The organism is Streptomyces sp. NBC_00582, from assembly GCF_036345155.1.
Lineage (GTDB): Bacteria > Actinomycetota > Actinomycetes > Streptomycetales > Streptomycetaceae > Streptomyces.
This window is the reverse complement of the sequence record NZ_CP107772.1, coordinates 1,646,425-1,661,016: the sequence shown is the minus strand read 5'-3', so window position 1 is coordinate 1,661,016 and position 14,592 is coordinate 1,646,425. Positions and strand designations below refer to the sequence as shown.

The following is a 14,592-nucleotide window of genomic DNA, read 5'->3' as shown; positions in this document are numbered from 1 at the left end:
CCGGCCGTAGGGCTCAGGTCCAGCCGTAGCGCTCGTGCAGCCGCTGCCGGACCAGGTTGAACCGGCCCCGGTCGAGCGCGCAGGCCTCGCGGCGCATGCCGTCCTCGTGGAGCCTGAGGACGCGGTCGACGTCCACCCAGGAGTCCCGCCCGGTGCGGTCCCAGGGGCCGCTGCCGATCGCCACCCACTCCCGGTCGTCGTCGTGGCGCTTGCTGGAGAGCTGGACGGCGAGGAGGGTACCGCCGGCCTCCCGGGCGACGACGAGTACGGGGCGGTCCTTGCCCCGGCCGTCGTTCTCCTCGAAGGGCACCCAGGTCCAGACGATCTCACCGGGATCGGGGTCGCCGTCGTGGGCGGGCGAGTACTCGGTGCGGACCCGGCCCACCTCGCGCGGGTCGGCCTCGGTGGTGGCGGTGGGGCCGAAGCGGCCCGGGACGTTCTCTTCGGCGAAAGCGGTCACGGGGGAACTGTAGAGGGAGCCATGGGGGCGGTCCGCGGGCCGCCCCCATGGACGTCTCACGCCTGTGTCACTTCCCTTCGACCTGCACCTTCTGCGACGGCGGCGCCGTGACTCCGTTCAGGGGCGAGGTCCCGGCCGGGGCCTGCCCGTTCTGGTTCATGGAGCTCAGGAGCTGACGGGCGAGCCCGAGCCCGGTGCCGCCCATGGTGAGCGCCTTGGCGAACAACTCGGCCATGCCGTCGGCGCCGTTGAGCAGCACCATGTTGTCGACGTTGCCGAACGCGGACGCGCCCGCCTGGACGATCTCCGGCCACTTCTCCGCGAGTTGCTGGGCGACGACGGCCTCCTGGTTCTCGGCGAGGGCCGAGGCCCGTGCCTTGATGGCCTCCGCCTCCGCCAGACCCTGCGCCTTCGTCGCCTCGGCCTCCGCCAGACCCCTGGCCTGGGCGGCGGCCGCCTCGGCCTCACCGGTGGCCCGCGTCGCGGCCGCGGTGGCCGCACCCCGGGTCTTGGTGGCCTCGGCCTCGGCGCCGGCGGCGGTCTTCACCCGGGTCGCCTCGGCGGCGGCCGCGAGCTCGGTCTCCCTCGCCTTGGCCTCGGCGGCCGAGATCCGCGCGTCACGCTCGGCCTCGGCCAGCGTGCGCTTCTCGTACGCCTTCGCGTCCGCCGGCTTGCGGACGTCGGCCTGGAGCTGCTGTTCGCGCCGGTGCGCCTCCAGCTCGGCGACCCGGGTCTCCTGGACGACGACCTCCTGCCGGGCGGCCGCCTCCGCGTGCGGGCCCGCCTGACGGGCCTTCGCGGCCGCCTTGTCCCGTTCGGCCTGGTAGCCGGCCTGGAGGATCTCGCTGTCGCGGGTGGCCTCCGCCATCCGGGCGAACGAGGCCTGCTCCGCCTCCGTGGCGAGCCGGTTCGCCTCCGCCTGCGCGATCCGGGCGTCCCGCTGCACGGCCGCCGCGTGCGGCATCGCCAGGTTCTGGATGTACCCGGTCGGGTCCTCGATCTCGTGGATCTGCAGCGAGTCCACGATCAGACCGAGCTTCTCCATCTCCGTGCCGCAGGCGGCACGGGTCTGCCCCGTGAGCTTCTCCCGGTCCCGGATCATGTCCTCGACCGTCAACCCGCCCACGATGGAGCGGAGATGACCGGCGAACACGTTGTGCACCCGCTCCGACATCATCCTCTGCTGGTCGAGGAAGCGCCGGGCGGCGTTGGCGATCGACACGAAGTCGTCGCCGACCTTGAAGATGACCACGCCCCGCACCTTCAGCGGAATGCCCTGGTGCGTCACACAGTCCACGTGCAGTTCGGTCTCGTTCAGGTCGAGCGACAGCTTGCGCACCACCTGCACGCCGGGCATCACCAGCGTGCCGCGCCCCGTGACGATGCGGAAGCCCATGCCCTCCTCCAGCCCCTCCACACGGTGCTTGGAGCCGGAGATGACGAGTGCCTCGTTGGGTTCCGCGACCCGCCACATCAACTTGAACAGACCGATCAGAACGAGAACGGCGGCGACCGCCATTCCCGCAACGACGCCGACAACCATCGGCATACGCCCCCTTTGCATGGTGCCCTTTCGGCACCGAACGAAGGGAGTGTGCGCCTGTGCGCGCGCCGGGTGAAGACGCTCACCAATCCTTGTTGCAATCTTGACGCACACATGGCCGACACGGCTCTCACCTGCGCCGCAGCCGGCTCAACTGTCGTACGCCTCCGTCACGTAGACGGTCCTCGGAGGGAGGTACTCGACCACCATCACCACCCGGCCGCGCTCGATCCGGCCGGTGCCGTCCGCCGCGTAGGCGAGGAAGTGCTCGGCCCCGCCGCGCACCCGGACGATCACCTCGCCGACGAGCCCCGGACCGATCGTCCCGGTGACCCGCCCCATCAGCCCGACCATCGACGCATCGTCCATGGTCACAGCGTACGGGCGGAGGGAGCGCGGGTCAGCGGTGAGGGCACGGTCATACGGCCGGGGAGTCCGCGACGAGCGGCTCGGGCCAGTGCTCGTGCCAGCGCAGCTCCGCCTCCAGTTGCGCGGCGAGCGAGAGCAGCAGCGGCTCGCTGTGCGCCGGGCCGAGCAGTTGCGCGCCGACCGGCAGTCCGCCGGGCGCGAAACCGGCGGGGACGTTGACGCCGGGCCAGCCCAGCACGTTCCACGGCCAGGCGTAGGGACAGGCGGCGATCATCGCGCGGTCGGTGGCGAACCCGCTCAGATGCAGCATGGCGCCGATGCGCGGCGGGGGAGCGGCCGTGGTCGGCGCGAGGATCACGTCGTACGAGGTGAAGAAGGTGCCGATACGACGGTGCAGGACCGCCTCCGCGCGGCGGGCCGCCCTGAGCGGGGCGCCGCCCAGCAGCCGGCCGAGCCGGGCCGCGTCCCGGGTGCGCGGGTCGAGCAGAGCGGGGAAGGGGGCGTCGGCGACGAACTCGGCGATGCCCGCGGTCGCCCGGGGCACGAAGGTGAGCCCGATCCGCCCGTACGGCGGGTCCGCCTCCTCGACGTCATGGCCCAGGTCGGCGAGGTGCCCGGCCAGCTCGACGACCCGCGCCCGTACCTCCGGGGTCAGCCGTGCGGGCACCGCGGTGAAGGGCGGCTTCAGCGAGAGCGCGATCCGCAGCCGGCCGGGGTCGCGGCGCGCCGCCGCGGAGGCGTCGATCGCGGGCGGCCGGTGCGGGTCGAGGTCGTGGTTGCCGCTCGCGGCGTCGAGCAGCAGGGCCGCGTCGGCGACCGTGCGGGCGAGGGTGCCGTTGACGGTGATGCCCTGGAAGGACTCGCCGCGCGGCCAGGTGGAGACCCGGCCCCGCTGCGGCTTGACGCCGACGAGATGCGTCCAGGAGGCGGGGATGCGGACCGAGCCCGCCCCGTCCGAGCCCAGCGCGGCCGGCACCAGGCCCGCCGCCACCGCGGCCGCCGAGCCGCCCGAGGAGCCGCCCGGGGTGTGCTCGGTGCTCCACGGATTGCGGGTGGCGCCGAAGGCCGGGCCCTCGGTGAACGGCCACTGTCCCAGTTCACAGGTGTTGGTCTTGCCCACGACGACCGCCCCGGCCGCGCGCAGCCGCCGTACCGCCTCCCCGTCCCGGGCGACCGGCGGATGCTCGCCCGCGCAGCCGAACGCGGTCGGCGACCCCGCGACGTCCATGTCGTCCTTGACGGCGACCGGCACGCCCAGCAGCGGCCGGCGCGCTCCGGACGCCAGCTCCCGGTCGGCGGCCTCGGCCTCGGCGAGCGCGGCCTCGGCGCGGACGATCCGGAAGGCGTTGAGGGTGCCCTGGGTGGCCTCGATCCGGGCCAGGGTCTGTTCGACCAGCGTGCGCGAGGAGATCTCGCCCGCGGCCAGCGCCCGGGCGGTCTCGGCGAGGCCGGCGGCACGGTCGGGCGTCATACGGGGCACCTCCGGGACGACGTCGTCTGACACTACCGAACGGTAACGTCTCGGGGGCGGATGACGGAACGGCGCGCGGCGGCCTGTCGGCTGACAGGCCGTCACAGCAGCACCACAGGCACCGGCGGTTCCTGCGCAAAGCATTGACGTGCCCCTGTCCCGCCCCTACGTTCTGACCGACTTTCCGAACCTTGTTCGGTATGTCGGACTACTGAGCCGTAGTGGAAAGAGCCGACCATGACTGCACCCCGCCCCGCCGCGTCCCCGTCCCGCCGAGCCCTGCTGCGCGCGATGGCCGTCCTGCCGGCCTCGGCACTCGTCCTCGGCGAGCTGCCCGGCCTGCTCGGCACCGCCCTCGCCGCCGCGCCGGCCGCCGGCTCCGCCACCCGGTACACGATCGTGCCGTTCCTCAACAGCAACGACGGCACGGTCAACGTCTATCAGTCCGACGACGCCACCGACTTCCGGCTGGTGCAGTCCTCGGCCTACACCCCGCCCGCCAACCGCATCCGCGACGCGAGCGTCTTCAAGCACACCGACGGCTACTACTACCTCACCTACACCACCCACACCTGGCAGGACGTCAGCACCACGATCGGCTTCGCCCGCAGCTCCGACCGGGTCACCTGGACGTTCCTGTACGACTACACGGTCCCGATCACCAACCTCTCCCGTGCCTGGGCGCCGGAGTGGTTCGTGGACAGCGACGGCAGCGTCAACGTCATCGTGTCCTGCTCGCTCACCAGCGACGAGTGGATCTTCACCCCGTATCTGCTGAAGGCCACCAACACGGCTCTGACGGCCTGGAGTTCACCGGTCGCCCTGTCCGGCATCGGTTCCAACCACATCGACACGTACATCGTCAAGGTCGGCTCGACCTACCACGCCTTCACCAAGAACGAGACGACGAAGTACATCGAGTACGCCACCGCGAGCAGCCTCGCCGGCCCCTACACGATCTCCAGGACGGGAGACTGGGCCGGCTGGGGCAGCTACCGCGAGGGCCCCTCCGTCATCCAGCTCGACAACGGCACCTGGCGGATCTTCTTCGACGGCTACGGCGACGGCAGCTACTACTACAGCGACAGCACCGACTCCTTCGCGACCTGGAGCGCGCCCAAGGCCCTCCCGGCGATCTCGGGCACCGCCCGCCACTTCACCGTCATCAAGGAGACGGTGTCCGGCGGCCCCGGCATCACGAAGAACGCCACCCGCTCCTTCCGGTCCGTCAACTACACGACGCGGTACTGGCAGACGCAGTCCTCGCTGCTCAACCTCCCGGTGGTGACCAGCTCCAGCACCAGCGGCGAGAAGACGGCGTCGACCTTCACCGTCGTCGCGGGCCTCGCCGACTCGGGCGGCTACTCGTTCCGTGACTCGTCCGGCAACTACCTGCGCCACTACAACTTCCGCGCCCGCTTCGACGCCAACGACGGCACCTCGACCTTCGCCAAGGACGCCACCTTCATCGCCCGCACCGGTACGGCGAGCGGCTCGGTGCGCTTCGAGTCGTACAACTATCCCGGCTACTACCTGCGGCACTACAACTACCAGCTCAGCGTGGCGGTGTCGGACGGAACGGACCTGTTCCGGCAGGACAGTTCGTTCCTGCCGGTGACCGCCTGGGCCTGATACCGCGCGGTCCGAGCCTCCCGCCGAGGCTCGGACCGTCGTACCGGCCCGGCGTCGAGTCCCGGGAGCACGCCGAGAGCACGCACCGGACACCGCGGGCACCGCACAGGACTTTCGGAGCACCCCCTAGTGCGGTCGGCGCAGTCCCGCGACGAGGAGGTCGACCAGGCGGCGGGCGTCGTAGCGGGCGTCGTGCTCGGCGCCGATGCAGAGATTGCCGACACCGCGCATCAGTTCGTAGGCCGTGACGCCGGAGCGGATCTCGCCGGAGGCGACGGCGGCTTCGATGAGCCGGGTGCACACGGGCATCAGCCGGTCGAGGAAATAGCGGTGCAGGCCCTCGAAGCCGGCGTCGTCGGACTGGAGCACGGCCGCGAGCCCGTGCTTGGTGACCAGGAAGTCGGTGAAGAGGTCGATCCACCGCCGCAGCGCCGCGTAGGGGGTCGGGCCGGTCTCCAGCAGCGCCGGTCCCGCCTCGGCGCAGGCCTCGACCTGGTGCCGGTACACCGAGATGATCAGATCCGCCCGCGTGGGGAAGTGGCGGTAGATCGTGGCCGTGCCGACACCGGCCTTCGCCGCGATGTCGCGCACCGGCGCCTCCACGCCGGACTCCACGAAGATCGCGGCGGCCGCGTCCAGCAGGCTCTCCTTGTTCCGCCGCGCGTCCGCCCGCTGCGGTCGCGCCGCCTGCCCCGCGCCGCGCTCGGCGTCCTTCACCGCCCGTTCCTCCTCTCTCGCTCCATCAAGCGAGACACCGTTCCGCTTGCTCATGATGGCAGGAGGCTAGGGGCGTGGCCAGGGGCGGCCGCCGATGGCCTCGATGCCGTTGTTGAAGCGTCGTAGATAGCTCGCGAAGGCGGCGATGTCGTCGTCCGACCAGTCGTGCATCACCTGGCCCAGGATGTCGACGATCCCCTCCCGCTCCGCGTCCAGCAGCCGCAGCCCCTCCTCGGTGAGACGGAACTTGCGGGCCATCCCGCCCCCGGGATCGGGGATGCGCTCGATCAGGCCGGACCGCATCGCCGCCGCCGTCTGCCGGTTCAGCGTGGAGGCGTCCAGGCCGAAGGCGTCACTGAGCTCACCGATCGACATCGGGCCCTGCACCCGGATCCTGCTCAGCAGGATGTACGCGCTGCGCTCCATGAGGCTGTTCTTGCGGCGGCCGCCCCGCTGGTTGAGGAACGTGTGACGGCTGAGCAGCATCTGCTCGTACTCGACCTCATGGGTGGGCGTCTCCATGGGGCTCATCCTGGCATACGGGTGTGCACGGGCCACGTCATGTGGTTGATACACACGACATGTACGATGCACATCTTCCCGCATCCCCTTTCCGTACGTCCCCTCCCCACCCCTTCACCGAGGAGAGTCCCCCATGGGCGCCCCCGTTCCCCAGCCCACGGCCCGCCCAGGAGCCGTGATCGCCACGCTGGCCTTCGCCGGCACCACGGCGGCGATCATGCAGACGCTGGTCACGCCCCTCATCGCCGAGCTGCCCCGGATCCTGGACACCTCCTCCTCGAACGCGGCCTGGGTGATCACGGTCACCCTGCTGGTGGCGGCGGTGTGCGTCCCGGTCGTCGGCCGCCTCGGCGACCTGGTCGGCAAGCGCCGGATGCTGCTCGCCTGCTCCGTGCCACTGGTCGTCGGCTCCGTGGTGTGCGCCTTCGCCTCCGACGTCGTGACGATGATCGTCGGCCGCGGTCTCCAGGGCATGGGCATGGGCATGGTGCCGCTCGGCATCGCCCTGCTGCGGGACGTCGTACCGGCCGAGAAGCTCAGCGGCTCCATCGCGCTGGTCAGCGCCTCCATGGGCATCGGCGGCGCCATCGGCCTGCCGCTGGCCGCCGCGGTCGCCCAGTACGCCGACTGGCGGGCGCTCTTCTGGGGTTCGGCCGCCCTGGCCGCCGTCGTCGCCGTGCTGATCTTCCTGCTCGTCCCGGACGTCCCCGCCGGCGCCAAGGGCCAGCGCTTCGACCTGCCCGGCGCGATCGGTCTCGGCATCGGTCTGGTCTGCCTGCTCCTCGGCGTCTCCAAGGGCGCGGACTGGGGCTGGGCCTCGGGCACCACGCTCGGTCTGTTCGCCGCCGCCCTCGTGGTGGTGCTCGGCTGGGGCGTCTGGGAGATCCGCACCACCGACCCGCTGATCGATCTGCGCACCACCGCACGCCCCCGGGTGCTCCTGACCAACCTCGCCTCGGTGTTCATCGGCTTCGGCATGTACGCGAGCATGCTGGTGATGCCGCAGCTGCTGCAGTTCCCGGAGGCCACCGGCTACGGACTCGGCCAGTCGATGCTGGCCGCGGGTCTGTGGATGGCCCCCGGCGGGCTGATGATGATGGTGGTCTCACCGCTCGGCGGGAAGCTCACCAACGCCCGCGGCCCGAAGTTCACCCTGATCTGCGGCGCCCTGGTGCTGGCCGCCGGCTACTTCGCCTCCATGGCCCTGATCGGCTCCGCCTGGGGCGTCATGCTCGTCACGATCATCACCAGCAGCGGTGTCGGCCTCGCCTACGGCGCCATGCCCGCGCTGATCATGAGCTCGGTACCGCTGACGGAGACCGCCGCCGCGAACGCCTTCAACACCCTGATGCGCTCGCTCGGCACCTCGATCGGCTCCGCCGTCATCGGCGTGATCCTCTCCCAGATGACCACCACCATGGGCGGCTACACCTTCGCCTCCGAGGACGGCTTCCGCACCGCGCTCCTCGTCGGCGGCGGCCTCGCCCTGGTCTCCGCCGCCATCGCCACCGTCATCCCGGCCGCCCGGGCCGCGGCGGCCGGCACGGAGGCGACGGACCCGGCCACCGAGCCGGAGCAGACCGCCAAGGTCTGACCCACGTCGTCCGAAACACATCGGGGGGCACCCGGCCACCGGGCGCCCCCTTTCTCTGTTCCTGTCGTACGGCCGCCCGGTCTCACCCCAGATCCAGCAACCCCCGGCGCACCGCCTCCGACACCGCCGCCGCCCGGTTGTCCGCCCCCAGCTTGCGGTACAGGCGCACCAGATGCGTCTTGACGGTGGCCTCGCTCAGGAACAGCGCCCCGGCGATGGCCCGGTTGCTCAGCCCCTCCGCCAGCAGCCGCACCACCTCCACCTCCCGCCCGCTCAACTCCCGTTCGGGCGCGACCACTTGGCCCACCAGCTCGTCCATCACCTCCGGTGCCAGGCCCAACGCCCCGACGGCGGCGCCGCGCACCGCCCGGAACAACTCCTCGGGCGGCCCCGCCTTCAGCACATAACCCCGCGCCCCCGCCTCCAGGGCGCGCACCACATCGGCGCGCCCCGAGTAACTCGTCAGCATCACCGCACGCACCCCCGGCGCCTCGGCCGCGAGCCGCCGTACCGCCTCGATCCCGTCGACGCCGCCCCCGCCGCCGAACCGCAGATCCATCAGCACCACATCGGGCGACAGCCGCGCCGCCAGCCCGACGGCCTCCTCCCCACTCCCCGCCTCGGCGACCACCTCGACATCCGGCTCGCCCTCCAGCAGCGCCCGCAACCCGGCCCGTACGACGGCATGGTCGTCCGCGAGCAGCACCCGCAACGGCCCACCGCTCACCGGGCGGCCACCGGCGCCGGACGGGCCGAGGGCGCCGTCGGGACCGTGGCCCGGACACAGGTGCCGCGGCCCGGGGCACTGCCGATGTCGAGGTCGCCGCCGCACTCGCGCAGCCGGGCGCGGGCGGCCGGCAGACCCAGCCCCCGGCCCGCCGAAGAGGGACCGGTCAGCCGGCCGGGCTCGAACCCGGCGCCGTCGTCGCGTACTTCGAGCTCCACCCGGTCCACCCCGGCCCGCAGGGTGACCTGGACGTTCACCGCACGCGCGTGTTCCCGCACATTGGCCAGCGCGCTCTGCGCGACCCGGAAGAGCGTGGCCGCGGCCTGTCCGTCGAAGACCGTTCCGTGCCCGTCCGCCGTGCGGAAGCGGACCCGCGCCGCCGCGCCCTCCGCCTCCGCCCGCGCGCACAGCAGCCGCAGCGCGCCCTCCAGCCCCGCCTCGTCCACGGCCGACGGCGTCAGATCGCGGATGATCCTGCGGGTCTCGGCGAGCGTGGTGTGCAGCCCGTCGGCGACGGCCCGCACCCGGGTGCGGGCCACGTCCGCCCGCGCGTCCCAGTCCCGCTCGGCGGCCTGCAGCAGCATGACCCCGCCGGCGAGCTCCTGGGCCAGCGTGTCGTGCAGATCCCGGGCGATCCTGGCCCGTTCGGCCAGCACCCCGGCCCGCCGCTGCTGCCGGGCCAGGACGTCCCGGGTGCCCCGCAACTCCTCGACGAGCCGCAGCCGTTCGGCGGCGGCCCGCTGCTGGGACCGGTAGAGGGCCACCGTGCCCCACACGGCCGCCACCGGGATCAGCACGATCTCCGGATCGAACCCTCCGGTGCTGCGCACGAGTTGACCGGCGAGCACCACGGTGAGGATCGCCACCGCCACCCCGGCCTCCCGCCGCCCGAGCGCCCGCAGCGCCGCACAGGCCAGCGGGATCGCGCCCCAGGCGTAGGCGGCCGTGAGCGAAGCGGGGGACCGCAGGACCAGGCCGCTCCACAGCGTCAGCAGGGCGCCGACCCACAGGAGCCCGCCGGCCCTTCCGAGCCGCTCACCGGCCGCGAGCCCGCCCGTGTACACCAGCGCCAGCACTCCGCTGAGCGTGACGATCTCCCAGCACAGCGCGATGTTCAGTTCCACGAGCCGGATCAGCCCGGCGGCGAGGACGACGAAGAACGTGGTGTGGGCGAGGAGGGCGGGCGTCGGCCGGCTCCCGCGTACGGCCCTCGCAAGGCTGCGGACGGGAGCGCGGTCGGACACGGAGGACCCCCTGGACGATGATCCGTTCGAACAGGGGGTCCAATCTATCCGTCACCTGTAGGGGCCGTGTGAGGAGGGACCGTTCTCGGTCAGGCGCCCGGGTGCAGCCCGAGGAAGCCCGGCGTCGGGTCGCCCTTCACCTCGCCGAAGTACAGGGCGAAGGTCTGCTTCAGCCGCTCCACCTCGGCGCGGTCGGACATGAACCGGGGGAAACCGTCGATGTTCGCGTTCGGGTACTCCCAGACCGGCTTCAGCCCGGCCGGCGGAGTGATGTCGGTGCGCACCGACCAGCCGTTGAAGGCGCCCTGCTGCGTGGCCGTCGACAGCTGCCAGTTGAGGTACAGCTTGGCCGCCGTGGTGTTCCGGGCCGCCTTCAGGATCGCCGCCCGCTGGCCCCAGGCCATGAACGGGGCGCTGTCCGGCATCACCCACTTCACGGGGCCGGTGCCCAGGGGCGCGCCGGAGCCGCCGACACCGATCGCGTACCGTCCGGCGCGCACGGCCTCACCGGGGGAGTTGCTGCCGCGCGCGAACCGCACGTCCTGCGCGGCCAGCCGGGCCACGAAGTCCCAGCCGTAGTGCTTGACGTACAGCGAGTAGAGGAAGAGGACGGCGTCGTCGTCGTGCGGGAAGGAGGAGGCGATCCTCCCCTTCCAGCGGGCGTCGAGCAGGTCCAGCGGGGTACGCGGGGCGTCGGCGCCGACCGCGTCCGTGCCGTACATGAAGCTGAAACCGATCGCGGCGACCGCGACCCACGCGCCCTGCGGGTCCTTGAACTTCTCGTGGACCAGGGAGAACCCGGCGGGCCGGTACGGCAGGAGCCGGCCCTGGGACTTCCAGCGGACGAAGTCCTGGAGCGTCTGCAGCTGGACGACGTCGGGGACGAGGGTGCCGGTCGCGAGCTGGTTGTCGATCCGGACGTCGTGGTACTTGCTGTAGTCCACGATCAGCGTCAGGTCGATGTCCGGAAAACGCTTGAGGAAGGCGGCCTTGGTGCCGTCCTGCTGGGTCGGGGTGTCCCCGCCCGCGTAGACGACGAGCTTGCCGCCCTCCGCGAGCGCGGCCCGGTACAGCTCGTCGAGCGACCGGGTCTCCTCGGCGCCGGAGGCGGACCGGGTGGACGCCGGGGCCGCGGGGGTCGCCGTGGCGGGGGAGGCCGCGAGGGCGCCTAGGCCGAGGGCGGCACCCGCGCCGGTCGCGAGGAGACGCCTTCTGCTGGGGGAGCTGGGCATGGTGCGGAGACCTCTCTGATCTCTGAGGGGGGTGGGGACCGGGCGCCGCGGTCGCCCCCGATTCTGCGCCGCCCGTCCTGCCCCGCGCGTCGTCCGGACGGACCGGACGACAGGCGTGCGGTGGAACCCCCGTTCAATCGAACGGTTGAACGCCCTCGGGGATCTCTGGGATCTCGGGGATCTCTGGGATCTTTGGGATCAATGGGATCTCGGGGAGCGGCGGTCCTACGGCCGTGCCAGCCGCCGTGTCGTCAGCGCGAGGTGCACCCGCAGCCGGCCCTGCGGGGTGCGCACCGGCCAGCCCAGCAGATGCTCGGCGTGCACCAGCCGGTCCTGGAGCGTGGAGTGGTGCACGTTCGCCTCGGCCGCGGCCGCCCGCAGACTCGCCGTCGCGACGACGGCGTACAGCGTGGTCAGCAGCCAGGGCGCGTCCGCGGCGGCCGCCTCCAGAGCCTGGACGTCCGGCGGCGGCTCGGCGCCCGGCACGACGACGTCGGCCAGCAGCGCGATCCCGCCGAGCTCCTCGGCGTACACCACCCGCGGCCCCGGATCCTGCCCGGTGCCCTCGGCGGTGAACCGCAGCGCGGTGCGGGCGGCGGCCCAGGAGCGGGGGAGGTCGGGGACGGGGACGGCGGGGCCGACGCCGGTCCGCAGCGCGACGGTCTCGGTGACCGGGCCCTCAGCGGCGACCACCCGGGGCCGTCCGCCCGGGGTGGCGAGCGCGCGGGCGGTGACGAGCGAGTCGAGGCCGAGCCGCCGGGCCGCGTGCAGCCGGGCCGGTTCGCCGGCCGTGCCGTCCAGGAGCGTCTCGACCAGGGCGGGATCGTCGAGCGGGGCCCGTCCCCGGGTGCGGTCGAGGACCAGGCGCGCCGCTCCGGCGGCCCGTTCCAGGATCACCGCGTCGACCACGCTCGGCGCCGCGTCCGCGCGTTCCAGCCACAGCGCGGGCGGACCGTCCGGCGTCAGCGCGGCGGACGGCCACCGAGGATCCGGCGGCAGGTCCGAGTCCCGGCGGGTGCCGTCCGCCTCGACCCGCACCCGTACCCGCCGGTCGGCGTCGACCAGCCGCGCGGGCACCCCGGCCAGGACGGCCGCCCCGCGCACCAGCGCCTCCACGCCGGCCCGCGTCTCGGCCAGCCGGTCGAAGTAGGCGATGACCCGCACGGCGGCACCTGCGTCCGGGTCCAGTGCGGTCAGGCGCCCGGCCAGCTCTTTCATACGGCCATCATGCGTCACGCGCACGCCGGTGAGGAGGGCCCCGGACCGTGGGTCCTCCACCCCGCGTGATCGAGATCGCGCATCGTCGGTCGGATCAGCTCGTGCCGGGAAAGGGTCGGCGGGAAATAGACGCGGAGATCGGGGGCACATGCCGGAGCTCGGCGGGGGCGGGAACACGGTGGTGGGGGCCGGGCCGACGACCGTGGAGCTGTGCGGCACGGGGGACCGGTCGGCCTCAGCGGCCTCCTGGTCACCGCCGGGGGCAGGTGGTGGACCCGGCCGCGCTGCCCGCCGACGTGGACCGGGCGGTGCTCGTGCCGGACCGCGGCCCTGAGTGGACGCGGGCCGCATCTTGCACAGGGGCGCGACGCGACCTCGAGGTGCCGGGTGGCGATCGCCCTCGTCGACTTCACCTCCGCCGAGGGGGCGATGCGCCATGTCGAGACCTACGGCGCCCGGATGACCGAGCGCCGCCCGGTGCCGCACCCCGACGGGACCGTCGAGATGCACGACGGTCCCGTGGAGTGCACACGCCGCTGAGGTCGCGGTGCGTGTCTGTGGGGCGCGCGCGGGCCCCGCGGCGGTCCTACTCGGCGGCGCCCGGATGACCGAGCGCCGCCCGGTGCCGCACCCCGACGGGACCGTCGAGATGCACGACGGTCCCGTGGAGTGCACACGCCGCTGAGGTCGCGGTGCGTGTCCGTGCCGCCCGCGCGGGCCCCGCGGCGGTCCTACTCGGCGAGCAGCCGGCGCAGCCAGTCCAGGTGGGCGGCCCGTGCCGACCTGGACAGCGCCGCCTGCGGGGCGAACCCGTCGAATCCGTGGAAGCCGCCCGGCCACACATGCAGTTCGGCCACCCCGCCGGCCTGCCAGATCCGGGAGGCGTAGGCGACGACCTCGTCGCGGAAGGTCTCGGCGGAGCCGACGTCGAGGAAGGCCGGGGGCAGTCCGGAGAGGTCCTCGGCGCGGGCGGGCGCCGCGTACGGGGAGACGCCGGGGCCGCCGCGCAGGTCGCCGAGCAGGGCGGTCCAGCCCGTCTCGTTGGCCGTGCGGTCCCAGATGCCGAGGCCCGCCATCTGGTGGGAGGACGGGGTGTCGTTGCGGTCGTCCAGCATGGGGCACTCCAGGAGCTGGCCGATCGGCCGTGGACCCCCGCGGTCGCGCAGCAGGAGGGCGAGCGCGGCGCACAGTCCGCCGCCCGCGCTGGCACCGGCGATCACGATCCGCTCCGGGTCCGCGCCCAGCTCCTTCGCGTGCTCCGCCGTCCACAGCAGACCGGCGTACACGTCCTCGACCGGCGCCGGGTGCGGGTTCTCGGGTGCCAGCCGGTACTCGACCGACACCACGACCATGTCCAGCTCCCGGGCCCAGTCCAGGGCCACGTCGACCCCGACCCGGTTGTTGCCGAGGACCATGCCGCCGCCGTGCACGTGGTAGACCACGGGACGCGGCCGGGCGGGGGCCGGTGTGGTGGGGCGGCAGATCAGCAGGGAGATGTCCGGGGCGCCCTCGGGCCCCGGCACCGTCCGGTCCTCGACCTCGAAGGCGCCGCCCGCGGTCAGGTCCAGGTCGGCCAGCAGGGAGATGCCCGGTCCCTGGCGGACGGCGTCGATGTCCTCCATGGTCATCCCGGGCTGGATCATCTCCCCGATCAGCTCCAGCGCGGCGGCGAGTTCGGGATCGAACGGCGGCGGAACGGACGTCATGGCTTCTCCTCACGCGGTGGTGCGGCGGCTCGTGCGGACATGATTCAGGCCTCCGCCGTCGTCCGGGGCACCGCCGTCCGGCGGAACCTCCCCGCCGTTCGGCGGGTGACGCCGACCGGGCCCCGGCGCCTTGCGAGGTCATGACCTGTTGTTCACC

At 73.1% G+C, this 14,592-nt stretch carries 14 protein-coding genes; 3 read left to right on the top strand and 11 right to left on the bottom strand.

Going from position 1 to position 14,592, the window contains the following annotated elements; genetic code table 11:
- Positions 1-13: 13 nt before the first annotated feature.
- The 4 genes from OG852_RS06905 to OG852_RS06890 form a co-directional block, all read right to left on the bottom strand.
- On the bottom strand, positions 14-460 hold the full coding sequence (locus OG852_RS06905; protein WP_133915642.1) for a type II toxin-antitoxin system PemK/MazF family toxin: 447 nt from the start codon (positions 458-460) through the stop codon (positions 14-16).
- Between the two features lie 67 nt (positions 461-527).
- Positions 528-2,009, bottom strand: coding sequence for a flotillin family protein (locus OG852_RS06900; RefSeq protein ID WP_133915641.1), 1,482 nt, complete (start codon positions 2,007-2,009; stop codon positions 528-530).
- A 144-nt stretch (positions 2,010-2,153) separates the two neighbouring features.
- Positions 2,154-2,372 carry a hypothetical protein gene (locus tag OG852_RS06895; protein ID WP_208117277.1) on the bottom strand — a complete coding sequence of 73 codons (219 nt, stop codon included), beginning with the start codon at positions 2,370-2,372 and terminating at the stop codon, positions 2,154-2,156.
- Positions 2,373-2,421: 49 nt separating this feature from the next.
- Positions 2,422-3,843 (bottom strand): amidase, encoded by a 1,422-nt coding sequence (locus OG852_RS06890; protein ID WP_133915727.1) that lies wholly within the window; start codon positions 3,841-3,843, stop codon positions 2,422-2,424.
- A gap of 237 nt (positions 3,844-4,080) precedes the next feature.
- On the opposite strand from OG852_RS06890, the gene OG852_RS06885 reads away from it, so the two are divergent.
- A complete protein-coding gene (locus OG852_RS06885) occupies positions 4,081-5,475 on the top strand; it encodes a glycoside hydrolase family 43 protein (protein WP_330347363.1) in 1,395 nt (464 codons plus the stop codon).
- Positions 5,476-5,601: 126 nt separating this feature from the next.
- Here the strand turns inward: OG852_RS06885 and OG852_RS06880 are convergent, their stop codons facing one another.
- Together OG852_RS06880 and OG852_RS06875 are read right to left on the bottom strand one after the other, a co-directional pair.
- Complete coding sequence (locus OG852_RS06880; protein WP_443064510.1) at positions 5,602-6,246, bottom strand: TetR/AcrR family transcriptional regulator; 645 nt, start codon at positions 6,244-6,246, stop codon at positions 5,602-5,604.
- 12 nt (positions 6,247-6,258) lie between these two features.
- Entirely contained in the window at positions 6,259-6,714 is a 456-nt protein-coding gene (locus tag OG852_RS06875; protein ID WP_133915639.1) for a MarR family winged helix-turn-helix transcriptional regulator, read from the bottom strand.
- A gap of 133 nt (positions 6,715-6,847) precedes the next feature.
- Here OG852_RS06875 and OG852_RS06870 point away from each other — a divergent pair, with 133 nt between their 5' ends.
- Positions 6,848-8,308 carry an MFS transporter gene (locus tag OG852_RS06870; protein ID WP_330347362.1) on the top strand — a complete coding sequence of 487 codons (1,461 nt, stop codon included), beginning with the start codon at positions 6,848-6,850 and terminating at the stop codon, positions 8,306-8,308.
- Positions 8,309-8,390: 82 nt separating this feature from the next.
- Here the strand turns inward: OG852_RS06870 and OG852_RS06865 are convergent, their stop codons facing one another.
- The 4 genes from OG852_RS06865 to OG852_RS06850 all read right to left on the bottom strand — a co-directional run bounded on the left by OG852_RS06865 (position 8,391) and on the right by OG852_RS06850 (position 12,729).
- Entirely contained in the window at positions 8,391-9,035 is a 645-nt protein-coding gene (locus OG852_RS06865) for a response regulator (RefSeq protein WP_133915637.1), read from the bottom strand.
- A complete protein-coding gene (locus OG852_RS06860; protein ID WP_330347361.1) occupies positions 9,032-10,279 on the bottom strand; it encodes a sensor histidine kinase in 1,248 nt (415 codons plus the stop codon). Before OG852_RS06860 ends, OG852_RS06865 begins: the two co-directional genes overlap by 4 nt.
- An 89-nt stretch (positions 10,280-10,368) precedes the next feature.
- Complete coding sequence (locus tag OG852_RS06855) at positions 10,369-11,511, bottom strand: ABC transporter substrate-binding protein (protein ID WP_330347360.1); 1,143 nt, start codon at positions 11,509-11,511, stop codon at positions 10,369-10,371.
- Between the two features lie 225 nt (positions 11,512-11,736).
- Entirely contained in the window at positions 11,737-12,729 is a 993-nt protein-coding gene (locus OG852_RS06850; protein ID WP_330347359.1) for a helix-turn-helix domain-containing protein, read from the bottom strand.
- A gap of 387 nt (positions 12,730-13,116) precedes the next feature.
- Here OG852_RS06850 and OG852_RS06845 point away from each other — a divergent pair, with 387 nt between their 5' ends.
- Positions 13,117-13,269 carry a hypothetical protein gene (locus tag OG852_RS06845; RefSeq protein ID WP_330347358.1) on the top strand — a complete coding sequence of 51 codons (153 nt, stop codon included), beginning with the start codon at positions 13,117-13,119 and terminating at the stop codon, positions 13,267-13,269.
- Between the two features lie 191 nt (positions 13,270-13,460).
- Here OG852_RS06845 and OG852_RS06840 read toward each other — a convergent pair whose 3' ends face one another.
- Entirely contained in the window at positions 13,461-14,435 is a 975-nt protein-coding gene (locus tag OG852_RS06840; RefSeq protein ID WP_330347357.1) for an alpha/beta hydrolase, read from the bottom strand.
- Between the last annotated feature and the right edge of the window lie 157 nt (positions 14,436-14,592).

Excerpts from the sequence above, each read along its gene's own strand:
- OG852_RS06900 (WP_133915641.1), bottom strand. The coding sequence starts at position 2,009 with ATGCCGATGGTTGTCGGCGTCGTTGCGGGAATGGCGGTCGCCGCCGTT.
- OG852_RS06895 (WP_208117277.1), bottom strand. The coding sequence starts at position 2,372 with ATGGACGATGCGTCGATGGTCGGGCTGATGGGGCGGGTCACCGGGACG.
- OG852_RS06890 (WP_133915727.1), bottom strand. The coding sequence starts at position 3,843 with ATGACGCCCGACCGTGCCGCCGGCCTCGCCGAGACCGCCCGGGCGCTG.
- OG852_RS06885 (WP_330347363.1), top strand. The coding sequence starts at position 4,081 with ATGACTGCACCCCGCCCCGCCGCGTCCCCGTCCCGCCGAGCCCTGCTG.
- OG852_RS06880 (WP_443064510.1), bottom strand. The coding sequence starts at position 6,246 with ATGAGCAAGCGGAACGGTGTCTCGCTTGATGGAGCGAGAGAGGAGGAA.
- OG852_RS06875 (WP_133915639.1), bottom strand. The coding sequence starts at position 6,714 with ATGGAGACGCCCACCCATGAGGTCGAGTACGAGCAGATGCTGCTCAGC.
- OG852_RS06870 (WP_330347362.1), top strand. The coding sequence starts at position 6,848 with ATGGGCGCCCCCGTTCCCCAGCCCACGGCCCGCCCAGGAGCCGTGATC.
- OG852_RS06855 (WP_330347360.1), bottom strand. The coding sequence starts at position 11,511 with ATGCCCAGCTCCCCCAGCAGAAGGCGTCTCCTCGCGACCGGCGCGGGT.
- OG852_RS06850 (WP_330347359.1), bottom strand. The coding sequence starts at position 12,729 with ATGAAAGAGCTGGCCGGGCGCCTGACCGCACTGGACCCGGACGCAGGT.
- OG852_RS06840 (WP_330347357.1), bottom strand. The coding sequence starts at position 14,435 with ATGACGTCCGTTCCGCCGCCGTTCGATCCCGAACTCGCCGCCGCGCTG.